This is a genomic window from Xanthomonas sp. CFBP 8445, from assembly GCF_025666235.1.
GTDB lineage: Bacteria > Pseudomonadota > Gammaproteobacteria > Xanthomonadales > Xanthomonadaceae > Xanthomonas_A > Xanthomonas_A indica.
This window is the reverse complement of sequence record NZ_CP102594.1, coordinates 2,107,913-2,125,292: the sequence shown is the minus strand read 5'-3', so window position 1 is coordinate 2,125,292 and position 17,380 is coordinate 2,107,913. Positions and strand designations below refer to the sequence as shown.

The 17,380-nt window shown below is 68.3% G+C and carries 13 protein-coding genes; 5 read left to right on the top strand and 8 right to left on the bottom strand.

Annotated elements, in window-relative coordinates; genetic code table 11:
- Positions 1 to 7 precede the first annotated feature (7 nt).
- Entirely contained in the window at positions 8 to 3,181 is a 3,174-nt protein-coding gene (locus NUG21_RS08975; RefSeq protein WP_263392855.1) for a multidrug efflux RND transporter permease subunit, read from the top strand.
- Positions 3,182 to 3,546: 365 nt separating this feature from the next.
- On the opposite strand, the gene NUG21_RS08970 is transcribed toward NUG21_RS08975, so the two are convergent.
- Positions 3,547 to 4,695, bottom strand: a complete 1,149-nt coding sequence (locus NUG21_RS08970) for an acyl-CoA dehydrogenase family protein (protein WP_017907602.1) — start codon at positions 4,693 to 4,695, stop codon at positions 3,547 to 3,549.
- A 126-nt stretch (positions 4,696 to 4,821) separates the two neighbouring features.
- On the opposite strand from NUG21_RS08970, the gene NUG21_RS08965 reads away from it, so the two are divergent.
- From NUG21_RS08965 to metH, 3 genes are all read left to right on the top strand, one after another.
- Positions 4,822 to 5,811: an ArsR/SmtB family transcription factor gene (locus NUG21_RS08965; protein WP_263392854.1), complete on the top strand. Its 990-nt coding sequence runs from the start codon at positions 4,822 to 4,824 to the stop codon at positions 5,809 to 5,811.
- Positions 5,808 to 6,953: a homocysteine S-methyltransferase family protein gene (locus NUG21_RS08960; protein WP_263392853.1), complete on the top strand. Its 1,146-nt coding sequence runs from the start codon at positions 5,808 to 5,810 to the stop codon at positions 6,951 to 6,953. Before NUG21_RS08965 ends, NUG21_RS08960 begins: the two co-directional genes overlap by 4 nt.
- A gap of 100 nt (positions 6,954 to 7,053) precedes the next feature.
- Positions 7,054 to 9,843, top strand: coding sequence for a methionine synthase (gene metH / locus NUG21_RS08955; protein WP_263392852.1), 2,790 nt, complete (start codon positions 7,054 to 7,056; stop codon positions 9,841 to 9,843).
- Positions 9,844 to 10,048: 205 nt separating this feature from the next.
- Here the strand turns inward: metH and NUG21_RS08950 are convergent, their stop codons facing one another.
- The 7 genes from NUG21_RS08950 to NUG21_RS08920 form a co-directional block, all read right to left on the bottom strand.
- Positions 10,049 to 10,903 (bottom strand): transporter, encoded by an 855-nt coding sequence (locus NUG21_RS08950; RefSeq protein WP_263392851.1) that lies wholly within the window; start codon positions 10,901 to 10,903, stop codon positions 10,049 to 10,051.
- Between the two features lie 41 nt (positions 10,904 to 10,944).
- On the bottom strand, positions 10,945 to 13,083 hold the full coding sequence (locus tag NUG21_RS08945; RefSeq protein ID WP_263392849.1) for an acyltransferase family protein: 2,139 nt from the start codon (positions 13,081 to 13,083) through the stop codon (positions 10,945 to 10,947).
- A gap of 2 nt (positions 13,084 to 13,085) precedes the next feature.
- Positions 13,086 to 13,775: a DUF2058 domain-containing protein gene (locus NUG21_RS08940; RefSeq protein WP_263392848.1), complete on the bottom strand. Its 690-nt coding sequence runs from the start codon at positions 13,773 to 13,775 to the stop codon at positions 13,086 to 13,088.
- Between the two features lie 27 nt (positions 13,776 to 13,802).
- A complete protein-coding gene (locus NUG21_RS08935) occupies positions 13,803 to 14,039 on the bottom strand; it encodes a SlyX family protein (protein ID WP_010344225.1) in 237 nt (78 codons plus the stop codon).
- Positions 14,029 to 15,375 carry a UDP-glucose dehydrogenase family protein gene (locus NUG21_RS08930; RefSeq protein ID WP_019796455.1) on the bottom strand — a complete coding sequence of 449 codons (1,347 nt, stop codon included), beginning with the start codon at positions 15,373 to 15,375 and terminating at the stop codon, positions 14,029 to 14,031. The genes NUG21_RS08935 and NUG21_RS08930 overlap by 11 nt, the downstream gene beginning before the upstream one ends.
- A 15-nt stretch (positions 15,376 to 15,390) precedes the next feature.
- The gene (locus tag NUG21_RS08925; protein ID WP_160948242.1) at positions 15,391 to 16,341 is read right to left on the bottom strand and encodes an FKBP-type peptidyl-prolyl cis-trans isomerase; all 951 of its coding nucleotides are present in this window, start codon (positions 16,339 to 16,341) and stop codon (positions 15,391 to 15,393) included.
- A gap of 100 nt (positions 16,342 to 16,441) precedes the next feature.
- Positions 16,442 to 17,008: a glutathione peroxidase gene (locus NUG21_RS08920; RefSeq protein WP_263392847.1), complete on the bottom strand. Its 567-nt coding sequence runs from the start codon at positions 17,006 to 17,008 to the stop codon at positions 16,442 to 16,444.
- 128 nt (positions 17,009 to 17,136) lie between these two features.
- On the opposite strand from NUG21_RS08920, the gene NUG21_RS08915 reads away from it, so the two are divergent.
- Positions 17,137 to 17,379 (top strand): hypothetical protein, encoded by a 243-nt coding sequence (locus NUG21_RS08915; RefSeq protein ID WP_242160424.1) that lies wholly within the window; start codon positions 17,137 to 17,139, stop codon positions 17,377 to 17,379.
- Position 17,380 lies beyond the last annotated feature (1 nt).

Genomic DNA, 17,380 nt, shown 5'->3' with positions numbered 1-17,380 from the left:
TCCCCCCATGCCTAAGTTCTTCATCGAACACCCGGTCTTCGCCTGGGTGGTGGCGATCCTGATCTCGCTCAGCGGCGTGATCGCCATCCTCAATCTCGGCGTCGAGTCGTATCCCTCGATCGCCCCGCCCCAGGTCACCGTCACCGCCACCTATCCCGGCGCCAGCGCCAGCACCACCGAACGCTCGGTCACCCAGGTGATCGAGCAGCAGCTGACCGGCATCGACCACCTGCTGTACTTCAGCTCGTCGTCGTCCTCCAGCGGCACCGCCACCATCACCCTGACCTTCGAGACCGGCACCGATCCGGACATCGCCCAGGTGCAGGTGCAGAACAAGGTGTCGCTGGCCACCCCGCGCCTGCCCTCGGAAGTGACCGCGCAGGGCGTGGTGGTGGCCAAGGCGAACGCCGGCTTCCTCAGCGTGATCGCGCTGCGTTCGGACAACCCGTCGATCGACCGCGACGCGCTCAACGACATCGTCGGTTCGCGCGTGCTGGAACAGATCTCGCGCGTGCCCGGCGTCGGCAGCACCCAGCAGTTCGGTGCCGAGTACGCCATGGACATCTGGCTGAACCCGGAGAAGCTGCAGGGTTACCACATGTCCGCCAACGACGTGTACACCGCGATCCGCGCCCAGAACGTGCAGTTCGCGGCCGGCTCGCTGGGTTCCGATCCGGCACCGCAGGGCCAGTCGTTCACCGCCACGGTCAGCGCCGAAGGCCGCTTCACCTCGCCCGAGCAGTTCGAGAACATCATCCTGCGCGCCGACGGCAACGGCACCGTGGTGCGGCTGAAGGACGTGGCGCGGGTGGCATTCGGCCCGACCAACTTCGGCTTCGACACCCAGTACAACGGCAAGCCGACCGGCGCCTTCGCGATCCAGCTGCTGCCCGGCGCCAATGCGCTGAGCGTGTCCGAGGCGGTCAAGTCCAAGATGGACGAGCTGCAGCCCAGCTTCCCGCAGGGCGTCACCTGGTTCACGCCGTACGAGAGCACCACCTTCGTCAAGATCTCGATCGAGGAAGTGGTCAAGACCCTGGCCGAGGCGATCGTGCTGGTGTTCCTGGTGATGCTGGTGTTCCTGCAGAACTTCCGCGCCACCATCATCCCCACCCTGGTCATCCCGGTGGCGTTGCTGGGCACCTTCCTGGGCATGTGGGCGATCGGCTTCACCATCAACCAGCTGACCCTGTTCGCGATGGTGCTGGCGATCGGCATCGTGGTCGATGACGCGATCGTGGTGATCGAGAACGTCGAACGCATCATGTCCGAGGAGCACCTGGCACCGAAGGCGGCCACCCACAAGGCGATGACCCAGATCACCGGCGCGGTGGTGGCGATCACCGTGGTGCTGGCGGCGGTGTTCATCCCCTCGGCGATGCAGCCCGGCGCGGCCGGCGCGATCTACAAGCAGTTCGCGATCACCATCGCCATGTCGATGGGGTTCTCGGCGTTCCTGGCGCTGAGCTTCACCCCGGCGCTGTGCGCGGCGTTCCTCAAGCCCACCCACAACGACAACCCGAACTGGGTCTACCGCACCTTCAACAAGTACTACGACAAGCTGGCGCACCGCTATGTCGGCGCGGTCGGCAGCACCATCCGCCGCGCGCCGCGCTGGATGGCCGTGTTCGCCCTGCTGTTGGTGCTGTGCGGCTTCCTGTTCACGCGCATGCCGGGCAGCTTCCTGCCGGAAGAGGACCAGGGCTTCGCGCTGGCGATCGTGCAGTTGCCGCCGGGTGCGACCAAGACCCGCACCAACGAGGTGTTCGCGCAGATGCGCGGCGTGCTGCAGCAGCAGAAGGCGGTCGAAGGCATGCTGCAGGTGGCCGGCTTCAGCTTCCTGGGCCGCGGCGAGAACGTGGGCATGGGCTTCATCCGGCTCAAGCCCTGGGAAGACCGCGACATCACCGCAGGCGACCTGATCCAGCAGTTGAACGGGATGTTCTACGGGATCAAGGACGCGCAGATCTTCGTGGTCAACCTGCCGACCGTGCAGGGCCTGGGCCAGTTCGGCGGCTTCGACATGTGGCTGCAGGACCGGACCGGTGCCGGCGAGGAAGCCCTGCTGCAGGCGCGCAACATCGTGCTCGGCAAGGCCGCGCAGCGCCAGGACACCCTGGCCGGCGTGCGCCCGAACGGCCTGGAGAACTCGCCGCAGCTGCAGTTGAAGGTGGACCGCGTGCAGGCGCAGTCGATGGGCCTGTCGGTCAACGACATCTACCAGTCGATCCAGCTGATGCTGGCGCCGGTGTACGTCAACGACTTCTTCTACGAAGGCCGCATCAAGCGCGTCAACATGCAGGCCGACGCGCCGTTCCGCACCGGTCCGGAGTCGCTGCGCAACTTCTACGTGCCCAGCAGCACCGCCACCGACAGCAGCGGCCTGCCGCAGATGATCCCGTTGAGCACGGTGGTGAGCTCGGACTGGATCTACAGCTCGCCCTCGCTGAGCCGCTACAACGGCTACTCGGCAGTCAACATCGTCGGTAACCCGGCCCCGGGCGGCAGTTCGGGCCAGGCGATGGGCGCGATGGAGGATATCGTCAACAACGACCTGCCGCCGGGCTTCGGCTTCGACTGGAGCGGCATGTCGTACCAGGAAATCATCGCCGGCAACACCGCCACGCTGCTGCTGGTGCTGTCGATCGTGGTGGTGTTCCTGTGCCTGGCGGCGCTGTACGAGAGCTGGTCGATCCCGGTGTCGGTGCTGCTGGTGGTGCCGATCGGCGTGCTCGGTGCGGTGGCGTTCTCGCTGCTGCGTGGCCTGCCCAACGACATCTACTTCAAGATCGGCCTGATCACGGTGATCGGCCTGGCCGCCAAGAACGCGATCCTGATCGTCGAGTTCGCGGTGGAGCAGCGGGCGATGGGCAAGACCCTGCGCGAGGCGGCGGCCGAGGCGGCGCACCTGCGCTTCCGCCCGATCCTGATGACCTCGTTCGCGTTCATCCTCGGCGTGCTGCCGATGGCGATCTCCACCGGTGCAGGCGCCAACGCCCGCCACGCGATCGGTACCGGCGTGATCGGCGGCATGCTGTTCGCCACCGTGCTGGGCGTGCTGTTCATCCCGCTGTTCTTCGTGATGGTGCGGCGCATGCTCGGCGACAAGCTGGACGAGCCGTCGAAGGAGTTCACGCAGATGCAGGAAGCCGGCCTGGCGCGGCATCAGCCGGATCGCTGAGGGGCGGGGATGATCAGCCATTCGGCTGCTGAAAGGCCAGGGATTCGGGAGTGGGGATTCGCGAATCCTACTCTCGGACTTGATCCTTTCGCTTCGTAGAGGCAAACAAAAAGCGGCCGCAAGGCCGCTTTTTGTTGTCCGGGAATCTAGTCGGGAAGCGCGATCCAAAACCCGCCGCAAGACGGAGAGCTCCTTGAAGGCCGAGCGCTCCCTGTGGGAGGGACTTCAGTCCCGACGCAATGCAGCCCGAACGCCACTCATCCCTTTTCCACAAAAAGAAAAAGCGGCCTTGCGGCCGCTTCTCCCGATGCCTCAACCGATTCGGAAACCGGCCAATCCCCAATCCCGACTCCCAAATCCCCGCCTCAACGCAATCCCGTCTCGTTACGGGCAATCACCAGGCGCTGGATCTCCGAAGTGCCCTCATAGATCTCGGTGATCTTGGCATCGCGGAAGTAGCGCTCCAGCGGCATCTCCTTGGAGTAGCCCATGCCACCGTGGATCTGCACCGCCTGGTGGGTGATCCACATCGCCGCCTCGGAGGCAGTCAGCTTGGCCACCGAGGCTTCGGTGGTGAAGCGCTGGCCCTGCCCCTTCAGCCAGGCCGCGCGCAAGGTCAGAAGCAGCGCCGCGTCCAGCTTGCACTTCATGTCGGCGATCTTGGCCTGGGTCATCTGGAACGCACCGATCGGCGAACCGAACGCCTTGCGCTCCTTCACGTACTCCAGGGTGGCCTCGTAGGCGGCGCGGGCCAGGCCGATCGCCTGCGAGGCGATGCCGATGCGGCCGGCGTCGAGCACGCTCATCGCGATCTTGAAGCCTTCGCCCGGCGTGCCCAGCACCTCGTCGGCGCTGGCCACGTAGTCCTGGAACTCGATCTCGCAGGTGGCCGAGGCGCGGATGCCCAGCTTGGGCTCGGTCTTGCCGCGATGGAAGCCCGGCTTGTCGGTATCGACCACGAACGCGGTGATGCCGCGCGCGCCCTTGTCCGGCTCGCTCATCGCGAACAGCACGATGTACTTGGCGACCGGGCCGGAGGTGATCCAGCTCTTCTTGCCGTTGATGACGAAGCTGCCATCGTCCTGGCGCACCGCGCGGCACCGCATCGCGGTGGCGTCGGAGCCGGACTGCGGCTCGGTCAGGGCGAAGGCGCCGATCTCGCGGCCCTCGGCGATGGCGCGCACGTATTTCTGCTTCTGTTCCTCATTGCCGTTCTTGAGGATGCCGGCGCAGAACAGCGAGTTGTTGACCGACATGATGGTGGAATGCGCCGCGTCGCCGGCGGCGATCTCGACCATCGCCAGCACGTAGGCGATCGGGTCCATGCCAGCGCCGCCGTATTCCTCCGGCACCTCGATGCCCATCAGCCCGTTCTCGCCCAGCAGGCGGATGTTCTCCAGCGGGAATTCGCCGGCACGGTCGTGGTGCTCGGCGCTGGGGGCGATCCGCTCCTGGGCGATGCGCCGCGCCACGTCCTGGATCATCAATTGCTCTTCGGTAAAGCTGAAATCCACGTCGAACCCCTCCCGGGCTTGTTGGTGCGGCCATTGTAGCCGCGCCAACCATACGCCGGCGTGTGCAACTTGACCGCAACCGCCGCGCGGACCAGAATATCTCTATATCGCGATAGGAAGATATTTATGGATCTGGAGGACTGGTCGTCCCGGCTGAAGGTCTTCGCCGACGCCACCCGCGTGCGCCTGCTGGCGTTGCTGGAGCAGGAGGAGCTGACCGTGGCCGAACTGTCGGCCATCACCCGCCTGGCGCAGCCGCGCGTCTCGACCCACCTGGCCAAGCTCAAGGAGGCCGGGCTGGTGCGCGACCGCCGCGCCGGCGTGTCGGCCTATTATCGCTTCGACGAGACCCTGCTGGACCCGGCCCAGCGCGCGCTGTGGCTGGCGCTGAGCACCGGCAGCGACGATCCGCTGCTGCGCCAGGACGCCGAACGCGTGGCCGCGGTGCTGGCCAACCGCGCCGCCGACCAGAACTGGGCCGACTCGGTGGCCGGCGACATGGAACGCCACTATTCGCCGGGCCGCACCTGGGAAGCGCTGGCGCGCACCGCGCTGCCGCTGCTGGAGACCGGCGACGTGCTCGACATCGCCTCCGGCGACGGCGTGCTGGCCGAACTGGTGGCGCCGCACGCGCGCCGCTACGTCTGCATCGACACCAGCGCGCGGGTGGTGGCCGCGGCCAGCGAGCGCCTGCGCCGGCTCGGCAACGTGGAGGTGCGCGAGGGCGACATGCACGCCCTGCCCTTCGCCGACGCCAGCTTCGACCTGGTGGTGATGATGCACGCCCTGACCTACGCCACCAAGCCGGCGCAGGCGGTGTGCGAATCGGCGCGGGTGCTGCGCCCGGGCGGCCGCCTGCTGCTGTGCAGCCTGGCGCGCCACGAACACAAGGCCGCGGTGCAGGCCTACGGCCACGTCAACCTCGGCTTCGCCGCCAAGGAACTGCGCAAGTTCGTCGGCAAGGCCGGGCTCGAGGTCTCCAGCCTGGAAACCGTGACCCGCGAGAAGCGCCCGCCGCATTTCGAGGTGATCTCGTTGATTGCGGGAAAGCCGGGATTGGGGAATGGGGATTCGGGATTGGGGAAGGCAAAAGCCAAGGCGGAGGCCGGAGCATGAGTCGAGCGGCTGTTTCACAAATCCCCAATGCCCAATCCCCAATCCCGGGCCCGCCCTGGCTAAACCCACAGCGCACGCAGAAGCTGCTGCAGGCCTTGTCCGAGCGCATCCTGATCATCGATGGGGCGATGGGCACGATGATCCAGCGCCATGGGCTGCAGGAGGCCGACTACCGCGGCGAGCGCTTCGCCGAGGGCTACGACGCGCAGGCCGAGCATGTGCATGGCCCCGGCTGCGACCACGCGCCGCAGGGCCACGACCTGAAGGGCAACAACGACCTGTTGCTGCTGACCCGCCCGGAGGTGATCGCCGAGATCCACCGTGCCTACCTCGACGCCGGCGCCGACCTGCTCGAGACCAATACCTTCAATGCCACCGCCATCAGCCAGGCCGACTACCACCTGGAACACCTGGTCTACGAACTCAACAAGGCCGGCGCACAGGTCGCCCGCGCCTGTTGCGATGCGGTCGAGGCACTGACGCCGGACAAGCCGCGGTTCGTGATCGGCGTGCTCGGTCCGACCAGCCGTACCGCCTCGATCAGCCCGGACGTCAACGATCCCGGCTTCCGCAACACCAGCTTCGACGAGCTGCGCGCCACCTACCGCGAGGCCATCGACGGCCTGATCGACGGCGGCGCCGACACGCTGATGGTGGAGACCATCTTCGACACGCTCAACGCCAAGGCCGCGCTGTACGCGATCGAAGAGGTGTTCGACGCGCGCGGCGGGCGCCTGCCGGTGATGATCTCCGGGACCATCACCGACGCCTCCGGCCGCACCCTGTCCGGGCAGACCGCCGAAGCGTTCTATGCCTCGGTCGCGCATGGGCGGCCGCTGTCGGTGGGGCTGAACTGCGCGCTCGGCGCCAAGGACCTGCGCCCGCACGTGGAAACCCTGGCGCGGATCGCCGACGGCTACGTCAGCGCGCACCCCAACGCCGGCCTGCCCAACGCCTTCGGCGAGTACGACGAGACGCCGGAGGAAATGGCGGCGACGCTGCGCGAGTTCGCCGAGTCCGGGCTGCTGAACCTGGTCGGGGGCTGCTGCGGCACCACCCCCGCCCACATCCGCGCCATCGCCGAGGCGGTGCGCGGGCTGCCGCCGCGCGTGCCGCTGGCGGCGCAGGCGCAGGCCGCCTGATGTCCGCTGCGCGCACGCCCGCCGCCGCCCGCGCGCCCTGGCGCCAGCACGGTACCGCCTGCGTGCGCGCCGGCACCTCCCCGTTTCCGGAATGCTGACCATGTCCTCCGCCCGCCACACCCGCCTGTCCGGCCTGGAGCCGTTGCTGCTGACCCCGGACCTGCTGTTCGTCAACGTCGGCGAGCGCACCAACGTCACCGGCAGCGCGCAGTTCCGCAAGCTGATCAAGGAAGAGCGCTACGAGGAAGCGGTGGAAGTGGCGCGCCAGCAGGTCGCCAACGGCGCGCAGATCCTCGACGTCAACATGGACGAGGGCCTGATCGATTCGGAGAAGGCGATGGTGCGCTTTCTCAACCTGATCATGTCCGAGCCGGACATCGCGCGCATCCCGATCATGGTCGACTCCTCCAAGTGGAGCGTGATCGAGGCCGGGCTGAAGTGCCTGCAGGGCAAGAGCGTGGTCAACTCGATCTCGCTCAAGGAAGGCGAGGCGCTGTTCGTCGAACAGGCGCGCAAGGTGCTGCGCTATGGCGCCGCGGCGGTGGTGATGGCCTTCGACGAGGTCGGCCAGGCCGACACCTGCGCGCGCAAGGTGGAGATCTGCACCCGCGCCTACCGCATCCTCACCGAGCAGGTCGGGTTCCCGCCGGAAGACATCATCTTCGACCCGAACATCTTCGCCGTGGCCACCGGCATCGAGGAGCACGACAACTACGCGGTCGACTTCATCGAGGCGACCCGCGAGATCAAGCGCACCCTGCCGCACTGCCACGTCTCCGGCGGCGTCTCCAACGTGTCGTTCTCGTTCCGCGGCAACGAGACCGTGCGCCAGGCGATCCATTCGGTGTTCCTGTACCACGCCATCGCCGCCGGCATGGACATGGGCATCGTCAACGCCGGCGGCATGCCGATCTACGACGACTTGGATGCGGAGCTGCGCGAGCGCGTGGAGGACGTGATCCTCAATCGCCGCCGCGACGCCACCGAACGCTTGCTGGAGATCGCCGAGCGTTACAAAAAGGCGGGAAATCGGGAGGCGGGAATCGGGAATCGGGAAAAGCTGGCCTGGCGCGAAAAGACCGTGCGCGAGCGGTTGAGCCATGCGTTGGTGCACGGCATCGACGAGTTCGTCGAGGTCGATACGGAAGAGGCGCGGCAGCAGGCCGCGCGCCCGCTGGACGTGATCGAAGGCCCGTTGATGGACGGCATGAACGTGGTCGGCGACCTGTTCGGCGCCGGCAAGATGTTTCTGCCGCAGGTGGTGAAGTCGGCGCGGGTGATGAAGAAGGCGGTCGCCTACCTGCTGCCCTACATCGAAGCGGAGAAACTGCGCAGCGGCGACACGGGCAAGTCCAACGGCAAGATCATCATGGCCACGGTCAAGGGCGATGTGCACGACATCGGCAAGAACATCGTCGGCGTGGTCCTGGCCTGCAACAACTTCGACGTGATCGACCTGGGGGTGATGGTGCCGACCCAGACCATCCTCGACCGCGCCCGCGCCGAGAACGCCGACATCATCGGCCTGTCCGGGCTGATCACCCCGTCGCTGGAAGAGATGACCCACGTCGCCCGCGAGATGCAGCGGCAGGGCTTTTCGATGCCGCTGCTGATCGGCGGCGCCACCACCTCGCGCGCGCACACCGCGCTGAAGATCGACCCGCACTATGCGGCGCCGACGGTGTGGGTCAAGGATGCCTCGCGCGCGGTGGGCGTGGCGCAGTCGCTGATCTCGCGCGAACTGCGCGCGGCCTTCGTCGCTTCCAACGACGCCGACTACGCCGAAATCCGCCAGCGCCACAAGAACCGCGGCGACGCCAAGCGCCTGGTCTCGCTCGCGCACGCCCGCGGGCAGCGCTTCGACGGCGGCTGGGACGCCTACACCCCGCCGACCCCGCGCCAGCCCGGGCTGCACGTGTTCGACGACTACCCGCTGGACGACCTGGTCCCGCTGATCGACTGGACGCCGTTCTTCCAGGCCTGGGAACTGGCCGGCAAGTTCCCGGCGATCCTCACCGACGAGATCGTCGGCCAGCAGGCCAGCGAGCTGTACCAGGATGCGCGGGCGATGCTGCAGCGGATCGTCGAGGAGAAGTGGCTGACCGCCAAGGCGGTGTTCGGGCTGTGGCCGGCGCAGTCGGTGGGCGATGATGTGGAAGTGGTGGTTGGGCGGGACCCGGGACCCGAGACCCGGGACCCGCAACAGCAAGAAACTGCCGACACTTTGGGATCTGCTTCCCCCGGGTCCCGGGCCCCGGGTCCCGAGTCCCGGCACCTCCTGCATTTCCTGCGCCAACAGGTCGACAAGCCCGCCGAGCGCCCGGACTTCTGCCTGGCCGACTTCATCGCCCCGCGCGACAGCGGCAAGCAGGACTGGATCGGTGCGTTCGCGGTCACCGCCGGCATCGGCATCGAGCCGCACGTGGCGCGCTTTGAGGCGGCGCACGACGACTACAACGCGATCCTGCTCAAGGCCCTGGCCGATCGCCTGGCCGAGGCGCTGGCCGAGCGCCTGCACCAACGCGTGCGCACCGAATTCTGGGGCTATGTCGACGACGAAGCGCTGGACAACGAGGCGCTGATCGCCGAGCGCTACCGCGGCATCCGTCCCGCCCCCGGCTATCCGGCCTGCCCCGACCACAGCGAAAAGCAGACCCTGTTCGCGCTGCTCGACGCCGGACGCAACGCCGGCATGTCGCTGACCGAGAGCTTCGCGATGCTGCCGACCGCCGCGGTGTCCGGCTACTACTTCAGCCACCCGCAGAGCCAGTACTTCGTGGTCGGCCGGCTCGGCAAGGACCAACTCGCCGACTACGCCCGGCGCAAAGGTGTCTCGCTGCAACAGGCGGAGCGCTGGCTGGCCTCGAACCTGGACTACGACCCGGAGTGAGCCGGGGCCGTCGCGCGCTCACGCGTGCGTGGATCGAAACAACGATGACGCGCTGGCGCTGATGGAAGCGCCGGCTTGTCGCACGCGCACCGGTGCGCGGATCGAGACGCACATGACCAGGCGTCGTGCGGCTTGATCCCGCGTGCAGCCTCTGCGCGTCGCGCGCCCAAGACCGCTGCGAAAAGGCGCAACGCGCACGGCGCGCTCAGCGCAACAACATCGAAATGCCGAGGCCGCCCTGCCAGTCCGGGGTCTGCGAGGAGAGACCGCGCAGGACCGACACGTCCAGTTGCACACGCTTGGCGAACAGCCAGGTGACGCCGCTGCCGAGCGCGCGCATGTCGTCCTCGCCACCGCCGATGCCGGCCTCGACGTAGGCGCTCAGGGTGTCGCCGGCATAGAAGGTGTAGCTCGGCGAGACGCTCCAGCCTGAGCCGTCCTCGCTGTCGCTGACATTGCCGTAGAGGGCCACGCTACGTCCTTGCGGCAGGTCCCACCCGGCGCTCAGGCCCAGGTCGTAGCGGTGGCCGGCATCGCCGTACGGCGCGCGGCCGACCGGCAGGCTGGCGCTGCCGAGCAGCGCCCAGGTAAAGCCGTCGCGGGTGCTCGGCAGCGCCTGCTTCAGGCCGATGCTGGCGTCGCCGCCGCTGTGCCCGCGCCGGTCCTGGCCGCCGCCGCGCACGCGTTGCCACACCTGGCTGTCGATCGCCAGCTGCAGTTCGGTGCGCGCACTCAGGCCGATCCGTAGCCGGCTGTTGGCGACGTACTCGGTGCTGCGCACGTCGCCGTCGCGGTCGTAGCTGCCATCGAAGAACGCCTGCTCCCAGGCCACCTGGCCGCGCTGCAGGGTGCTCGAGGCGAAGCCGATGCCAGGCCGGTCGAACGCCGGTGCGTCGTCGGCGCAGGCCACGCCGGCGCTGCCGGCAGTGGCGGCCAGCAGCAGCGCCCCGCGCAACAGCACATCGCCGCGGCGGCGCAACGGCGGCCGGCGGCCATGGCGGGCGGCGACGGACGCCGACACCGCCAGCGACGGCGGCGCGAGAAAACGTGGAACAGGCATGCGCGAACTCCTTGCGAGGCGGGAGGCGGAGGGGCTGCGCCTCAAGGCGCCGGCGGCGAGTGTGCCTGGATCGCCGCGATGTGCGACGTGAAGTCCGGCAACAGCACGCGGTTGCCGTAGCCGCTGAGGTGATCGGCATCGAAGAACAGCGGGCGCCCGTCGCGGCGGCCGCTGCATTGCCGCGCGTCGCACAGCAGCGGCAACGGATCCCACACCGAGGCATGCGGCAGCTGCGCGGCGATGCGCTGCAGGCTCTGCAGCACCGGTGCGCGGTAACGCTCCATGGTTGCGCGCGAACTCGGGATGCCGCGCGCGCAGATCGGATTGCCGCGGTTGAACCAATCCGAACAGCGATACGGCGGCGCGCGCAGCACCGGCTTGGGCGCCTCGAAGACGATGCGCACGCCGCGCTGCGCCAGTGGCTGCAGCAGCGCCAGCGCGGCCGCTTCGCCAGCGCTGCGCGCGGCCTGCGCTTCGGCGCCTTCCTGCTCGGCCATCACCGCCGTCTCGTCGAACAGGCGGTCCTGGTCGGCCAGGCGCAGCACCCGCAACGCGGGCAGGAACAGCACATCGCCATCGCGCGCATGCGCGGCGACGTCGGCCAGGGTACTGCGCTCGTAGGCCTGACAGCCGGGGTTACTCGCCTGCCAGGCCTGCAGGCCGACGATCGGGCAACCACCGACGCCGTACAGGCGCACCGGCATCCCGCTCTGCAGCGCAAAGCGCCGCAGCAGTTCGTTGTAGGCCAGCGCATGCGAGTCGCCGGCCACGAACAAACGGCCGCCCGCGTGGTTGTGCAGCGTACAGGCGCCGCGTTCGAACAGCTTGGCGCTGCCCACCTGTACCGGTACCTGGCGGGTCTGCAGCGCGCAGTGCGGGAATTCCCGGCGCAGGCCCTTGGCATAGGCGTACCAGTCCAGCGGATGCCGGCTGACCGTGCTCAGCCCGTAGTAGCGCTGGGTGTCCTGCAGCAGCGCATGGGTGCCCGCGGCGAGCAGCACCACGCCCAGCCCGGCGACGACGGTCCGCGCCGGGGTGCGCACGCGGCCGATCCGGCCATGCCGCCACGGCAGCTCCACCCAGCGGTACGAGGCCAGCGCCAGCGCCGCCACCAGCAGCAGCGCCACGGCCCTGGCCGGCGCCGATTCCAGGCCGACGGTCCAACGGAACAGCACGAACACCGGCCAGTGCCACAGGTACAGCGAATACGACACGCGGCCGATCGCCACCGGCAGGCGGTGGGCCAGCGCGCGACGGGTCCAGCCGGCTGGAGCGCCATGCAGCAGCGCCAGCAGGCCGAGCGTGCCCAGTACCGGCCACAGGCCATCCGGCCACGGCGAGTGGCCCGGGCGCGCGCGCCACAGGCCGACCGCCACCGCTCCCAGCGCCACCGCCAGCAATGGCGAACGCCAGGTCCAGGCAGCCGGCGGCGGCGCCTGTGTGCCGGCGTCGTATCGTCCGCGCAATGCCAGCACCTGGTACAGCAGCACCCCGCTGCCGAGTTGCCAGAAGCGCGCGGTGGTCAGATAGAACGCCGCCGCGGCATCGCCGGCGTCACGGCTATGCCGCCAGGCGAACGCCAGCGACGCGGCCGAGGCCAGCGCCACCAGCAGCGTCGACCATAGCCGGCCGCGGCCACCGCGATTCCAGGCCAGGAACAACAACGGGAACAGCAGGTAGAACTGCTCCTCCACGCCCAGTGACCAGGTGTGGGTGTAGGGGTTGAATTCGGCCTTGGGCGAGAAGTAATCGTTGCCGGTCGCGGCCAACACCCAGTTGCTGAGGCCGACGAAGGCCATGCGCCCGGTCTTGGCGCTGGTCTCGCTGAGCCAGGACTCGGGAATGAACAGGCCGCTGGCCAGCCCCGTGACCAACAGGCACGCCACCAGGGCCGGCGCGATGCGGCGCATGCGCCGCGCGTAGAACTGCGCGAACACGCCCAGCTGTCCGGCCGCCGGCAAGCGCTGCAGCGAGGCGCTGACCACGAAGCCGGAGATCACGAAGAACATGTCCACGCCGGTGAACCCGCCCGGCAGCCACGCCGGATCGAGGTGGTAGGCGATCACCGCCAGCACCGCGATCGCGCGCAGCCCGTCCACGTACGGCAGGTAACCGCCGCCCGCGTGCGGCGGCGTGCGCAGACGCCCGGCGTCCTGCGTGCCCGTCCCTGGCAGTGCCACGCTTACCAGACCAGATCGTCGGGGATCTGGTACTTGGGATCGGCGTAGGGGTCTTCCTCGACCGGCGCGTTCGGATCCACCCGCAGCGCCACCGCTGCCGGGAAGATCGCTTCGGCCTGGTCCAGCAGCGCCGCGTTCACCAGCAGGTAGCGGCCGTTCTGCTGCAGCACGCCCAGCTCGCCGGCGTTGAGCGCCTTGAGCTGGTCGGCGGTGACGTAGATGCGCTTGATCTTGCCACCATAGGGAAAGTGGCGGGCGATGTCGGCCTCGGCCTGGTTCAGCGCCTGGTCCTTGAGCAACGCGTCGAGCTTGGCCCGCGCCTCGCGGCGCAGGCGTGCTTCTTCCTGCTTCTGCCGCTCCGCCTCGATCCGCTCGTCCTTCTCGCGCTGGGCGCGGATCGCATAGGCCTTGGCCAGGTCGATGTCCTCGCGGCTGCGCGGCGGCCGTGCAGGCTGGCCGCCCGCACCCTGCGGCTTGCCCTGGCCGTGGCCGTGCGGACGGCCGCGCCCGCCGCCGGGCTTGCCGGCGTTGGGCGCGCCGCCGGGAGCGCGCTCGCCGCGCGCCCCGGCCGGTGCCGGGCGCTGGCCCGGCCGTCCCTGCGGCCGCGGCGCGGCGGGCGGGGCTTTGCGTTCGGGTTTCGGCGCAGGCTTGAAGCCCAGGCCCAGCAACTGCTCGCGGAGGGTATCGCTCATCGGGACGGAATCGATCGGTTCGGGGGATCAGTAATGCGGCGGCGGCGGTTCGTCGGCCGGGTCGGCGTAGAGCGTGCTGCGCACCTTGCCCAGATCCTCGAGCAGGTGACGCAGCAACTCGGCGTTGCGCTGGCTTTCGATCCGCGCTTCGGCCAGGGCATCGCTCATTTCCGCCAGCGCCTGCTCCTGGAAGGAGAGGCGCGTTTCCAGCTCGATCAGGCGGTTCTCCAGCAACCGATCCTGGGTGGAAAAATCATGCTGCATGGATCGAACGTCCGCGGCCGATGCCGTAGTACGCCAGGCCGAAGCTCTCGATTTCCTGCGGATCGTAGAGATTGCGGCCGTCGAACACCACCGCATCGCCGATCAACTCCTTCATGCGGGTGAAGTCCGGGCTGCGGAACTGCTTCCACTCGGTGACCACCACCAGCGCGTCGGCGCCTTCCAGCGCATCGAAGGCATCGCTGCAGAAGTGCAGGTCGGCGCGCTCGCCGAAGATGCGCTTGGCCTCCTCGGTCGCTTCAGGATCGTATGCACGGACCGTGGCGCCCGCCTCCCACAGTTGCGCCAGCAGGCGGCGGCTGGAGGCGGCGCGCATGTCGTCGGTGTTGGGCTTGAACGCCAGGCCCCACACCGCGAAGGTCTTGCCCTTCAGCGGCTGCGCCGCGCCATAGTGGCGCTGGATCAGCTCGTACAGGTGGCCCTTCTGCGCCTCGTTGACCGCTTCCACCGCATCCAGCAGCCTGGGCGCGTGGCCGTACTGCTGCGCGGTGCGCGCCAGTGCCTGCACGTCCTTGGGGAAGCACGAGCCGCCGTAGCCGGCACCCGGGTAGATGAAGTGCCAGCCGATGCGCGGATCCGAGCCGATGCCCTGGCGCACCTTCTCCACGTCGGCGCCGACGCGCTCGGCGATGTTGGCGATCTCGTTCATGAAACTGATCTTGGTCGCCAGCATCGCGTTGGCCGCGTACTTGGTCAGTTCGGCCGAACGCACGTCCATCTCCACGATGCGGTCGTGGTTGCGGTTGAACGGCGCGTACAGGCGGCGCAGGCGCGCGGCCGAGCCGGGCTTGCTGCTGCCGATGACGATGCGGTCCGGCCGCATGCAGTCGGCCACCGCATCGCCTTCCTTCAGGAACTCCGGGTTGGAGACCACGTCGAACTCGATCGCTTCGCCGCGCGCTTCCAGCTCGGCGGCGATCGCCGCGCGCACCTTGTCGGCGGTGCCCACCGGCACCGTCGACTTGTTGACCACGATGGTCGGCCCCTGGATGTGCTGGCCGATGGTGCGGGCCACCGCCAGGACGTACTGCAGATCTGCGCTACCGTCCTCGTCCGGCGGCGTACCGACGGCGATGAACACGATATCCCCATGCGCGATGGCGCTGGCCGCATCGGTGGTGAAGAACAGCCTCCGTGCGGCGTGATTGGCCTTGACCATCGGCGAGAGGCCAGGCTCGTAGATCGGGACCACGCCCTTGTTGAGCCCATCCACCTTGGCCTGGTCGATGTCTACGCACACCACATGGTGGCCGACTTCGGCCAGACAGGTTCCGGTGACGAGCCCGACATAGCCGGTGCCGAATATCGCTACGCGCATGTAATCTCCTTTCGGTTATTGAAGGATGTTCAAAAGTTCCACGTCGAAGGTCAACATCGCATCCGGGCCGATCGGGCCGCCCGGCGTTCCCTGCGGGCCGTAGCCCAGGTTGGACGGAATCCAGAAGCGGTACTTGGACCCCACCGGCATCAGCGCCACGCCCTCGCTCCAGCCCGGCACGACCTGGCTCAGCGAGAACTCGGCCGGCTGGCCGTTCTTGTAGGAGCTGTCGAAGACGGTGCCGTCGAGCAGCTTGCCTTCGTAGTTCACCCGCACCTTGCTGGTGGGCGTGGGCCGCGCGCCGCTGCCTTCGCGCAGCACCATGTACTGCAGGCCCGACGGCGTGGTGATCACGCCCTTCTGGTTCTTGTTCTGCGCCAGGAAGGCGTTGCCCTCCTGCTTGTTCTTGGTCGCCACGGCAGCCTGCTTGGACGCGCCGAACGCCTGCAGCGTGGCCATCGCCTGCTCCTGGGTCATCGCGGTCTGGCCCTTGGCGAACACGGTGCGCACCGCACCCATCAGCGTCGGCAGGTCGATGTCGTTCTGGATCCGCGCCAGCGACGGGCCGACCGCACGGTCGCCCAGCATCAGGCCGACGTTCTCCTTGGACACCGGCGGCGGCTGCGTGCCAGGCGCCATGCCCGGCACCGGCTGGCCGTTACGCGCGGCCAGTTGCGTGCGCAGCGCGGTGTCGGTGGCCTGGGTCTGCTCGTCGGACAACAGCGGCTTGCCGCCCTTGAACGCGTTCTCGATCGCGCGCTGCAGCGCGTTAACGTCGATGTCCTGGGCGATGGGCTCGAACGAACGCGCCACATCCATGCCGATCGCGTAGCTGACCTTCTGCTTCTCGCTGCTCAGCGTCGTCGTCGCGCTGCCGGCAGCCGGCGCCTGCGCCTGCGCTTGGCCGGCGGCCAGCATCATCCCCACCACCAGCGACGCCACGGCGCCGCGCATTCCCATCTTCATTCGCTACTTTCCCTGGAAGTGAACCGTGAACTGGACGCGCCGGGATGGCGCAGACAGAGGCCGGCATTGTCGCATGCGCGGCCGAGATGTTGACCCGCTTTCAGTGCGACGCAGGCTGCGCTTTCAGTTCGCGTTCGATGGCACTGCGCAAGGCCGGATCGTCCGGCGTGACCTTGCTCGGGAATTGCGCGACCACGCGCCCATCGCGCGCGATCAGATACTTGTGGAAATTCCAGCCCGGCGCCACGCCGGTGGCCTGGGTCAGTTGCTTGTACAGCGGCGTGGCCTCGTCGCCGATCACGTGCACCTTCTCGAACATCGGGAACTTGACCCCGTAGGTGAGCGTGCAGAATTCCTGGATCTGCTTCTCCGATCCCGGCTCCTGGCCCTTGAAGTCGTTGGACGGGAAGCCGAGCACGCTGAAGCCCTGCGCCGCGTACTGCCGCTGCAGCTTCTCCAGGCTGTCGTACTGCGGGGTGTAGCCGCACTTGCTGGCGGTGTTGACCACCAGCAGCACCTTGCCGCCGTAGGTCTTGTTCAGGTTCACCTTGTCCTTGCCGGCCAGCGGACGGTAGTCCTGGTCCAGCAGGGAGCCCGCCCAGGCACTGCCGACGGCGCCGGCAGCGGCCAGGATCGCGAGGAAAAACAGACGCTTGGAAAATTTCATGGGGCACCGTCGAAGAGAAAGGGAAGTCGCGCACGACCAGGTCGGAAGTTGGGTCCGCAGCGTGTTGACATGCCGTGTAACGGTGTTATAGTTAAATACAACACCACTCACCCAGAGCAGGTCCCACGATGAATCTCAAACGCCTCCAGCGCAGTCTTCCGGCCCTGGTCATCGTCGGCACCCTGCTCTGCGCGAGCTGGATCGGCGCCCAACGCCACCAGGGACGGCCGCTGGATTATGGCGCCAGCACGCCGCACGACGACAGCGCCACCGGCGCCGCACCTGCCACCGTCCCGGCGGTACGGCGTCTGCGGGCCTCGCTGTCCGTGCCTTATTTCTCCTTCGCGCGCACCCTGCGCCCACGGAGCTGAC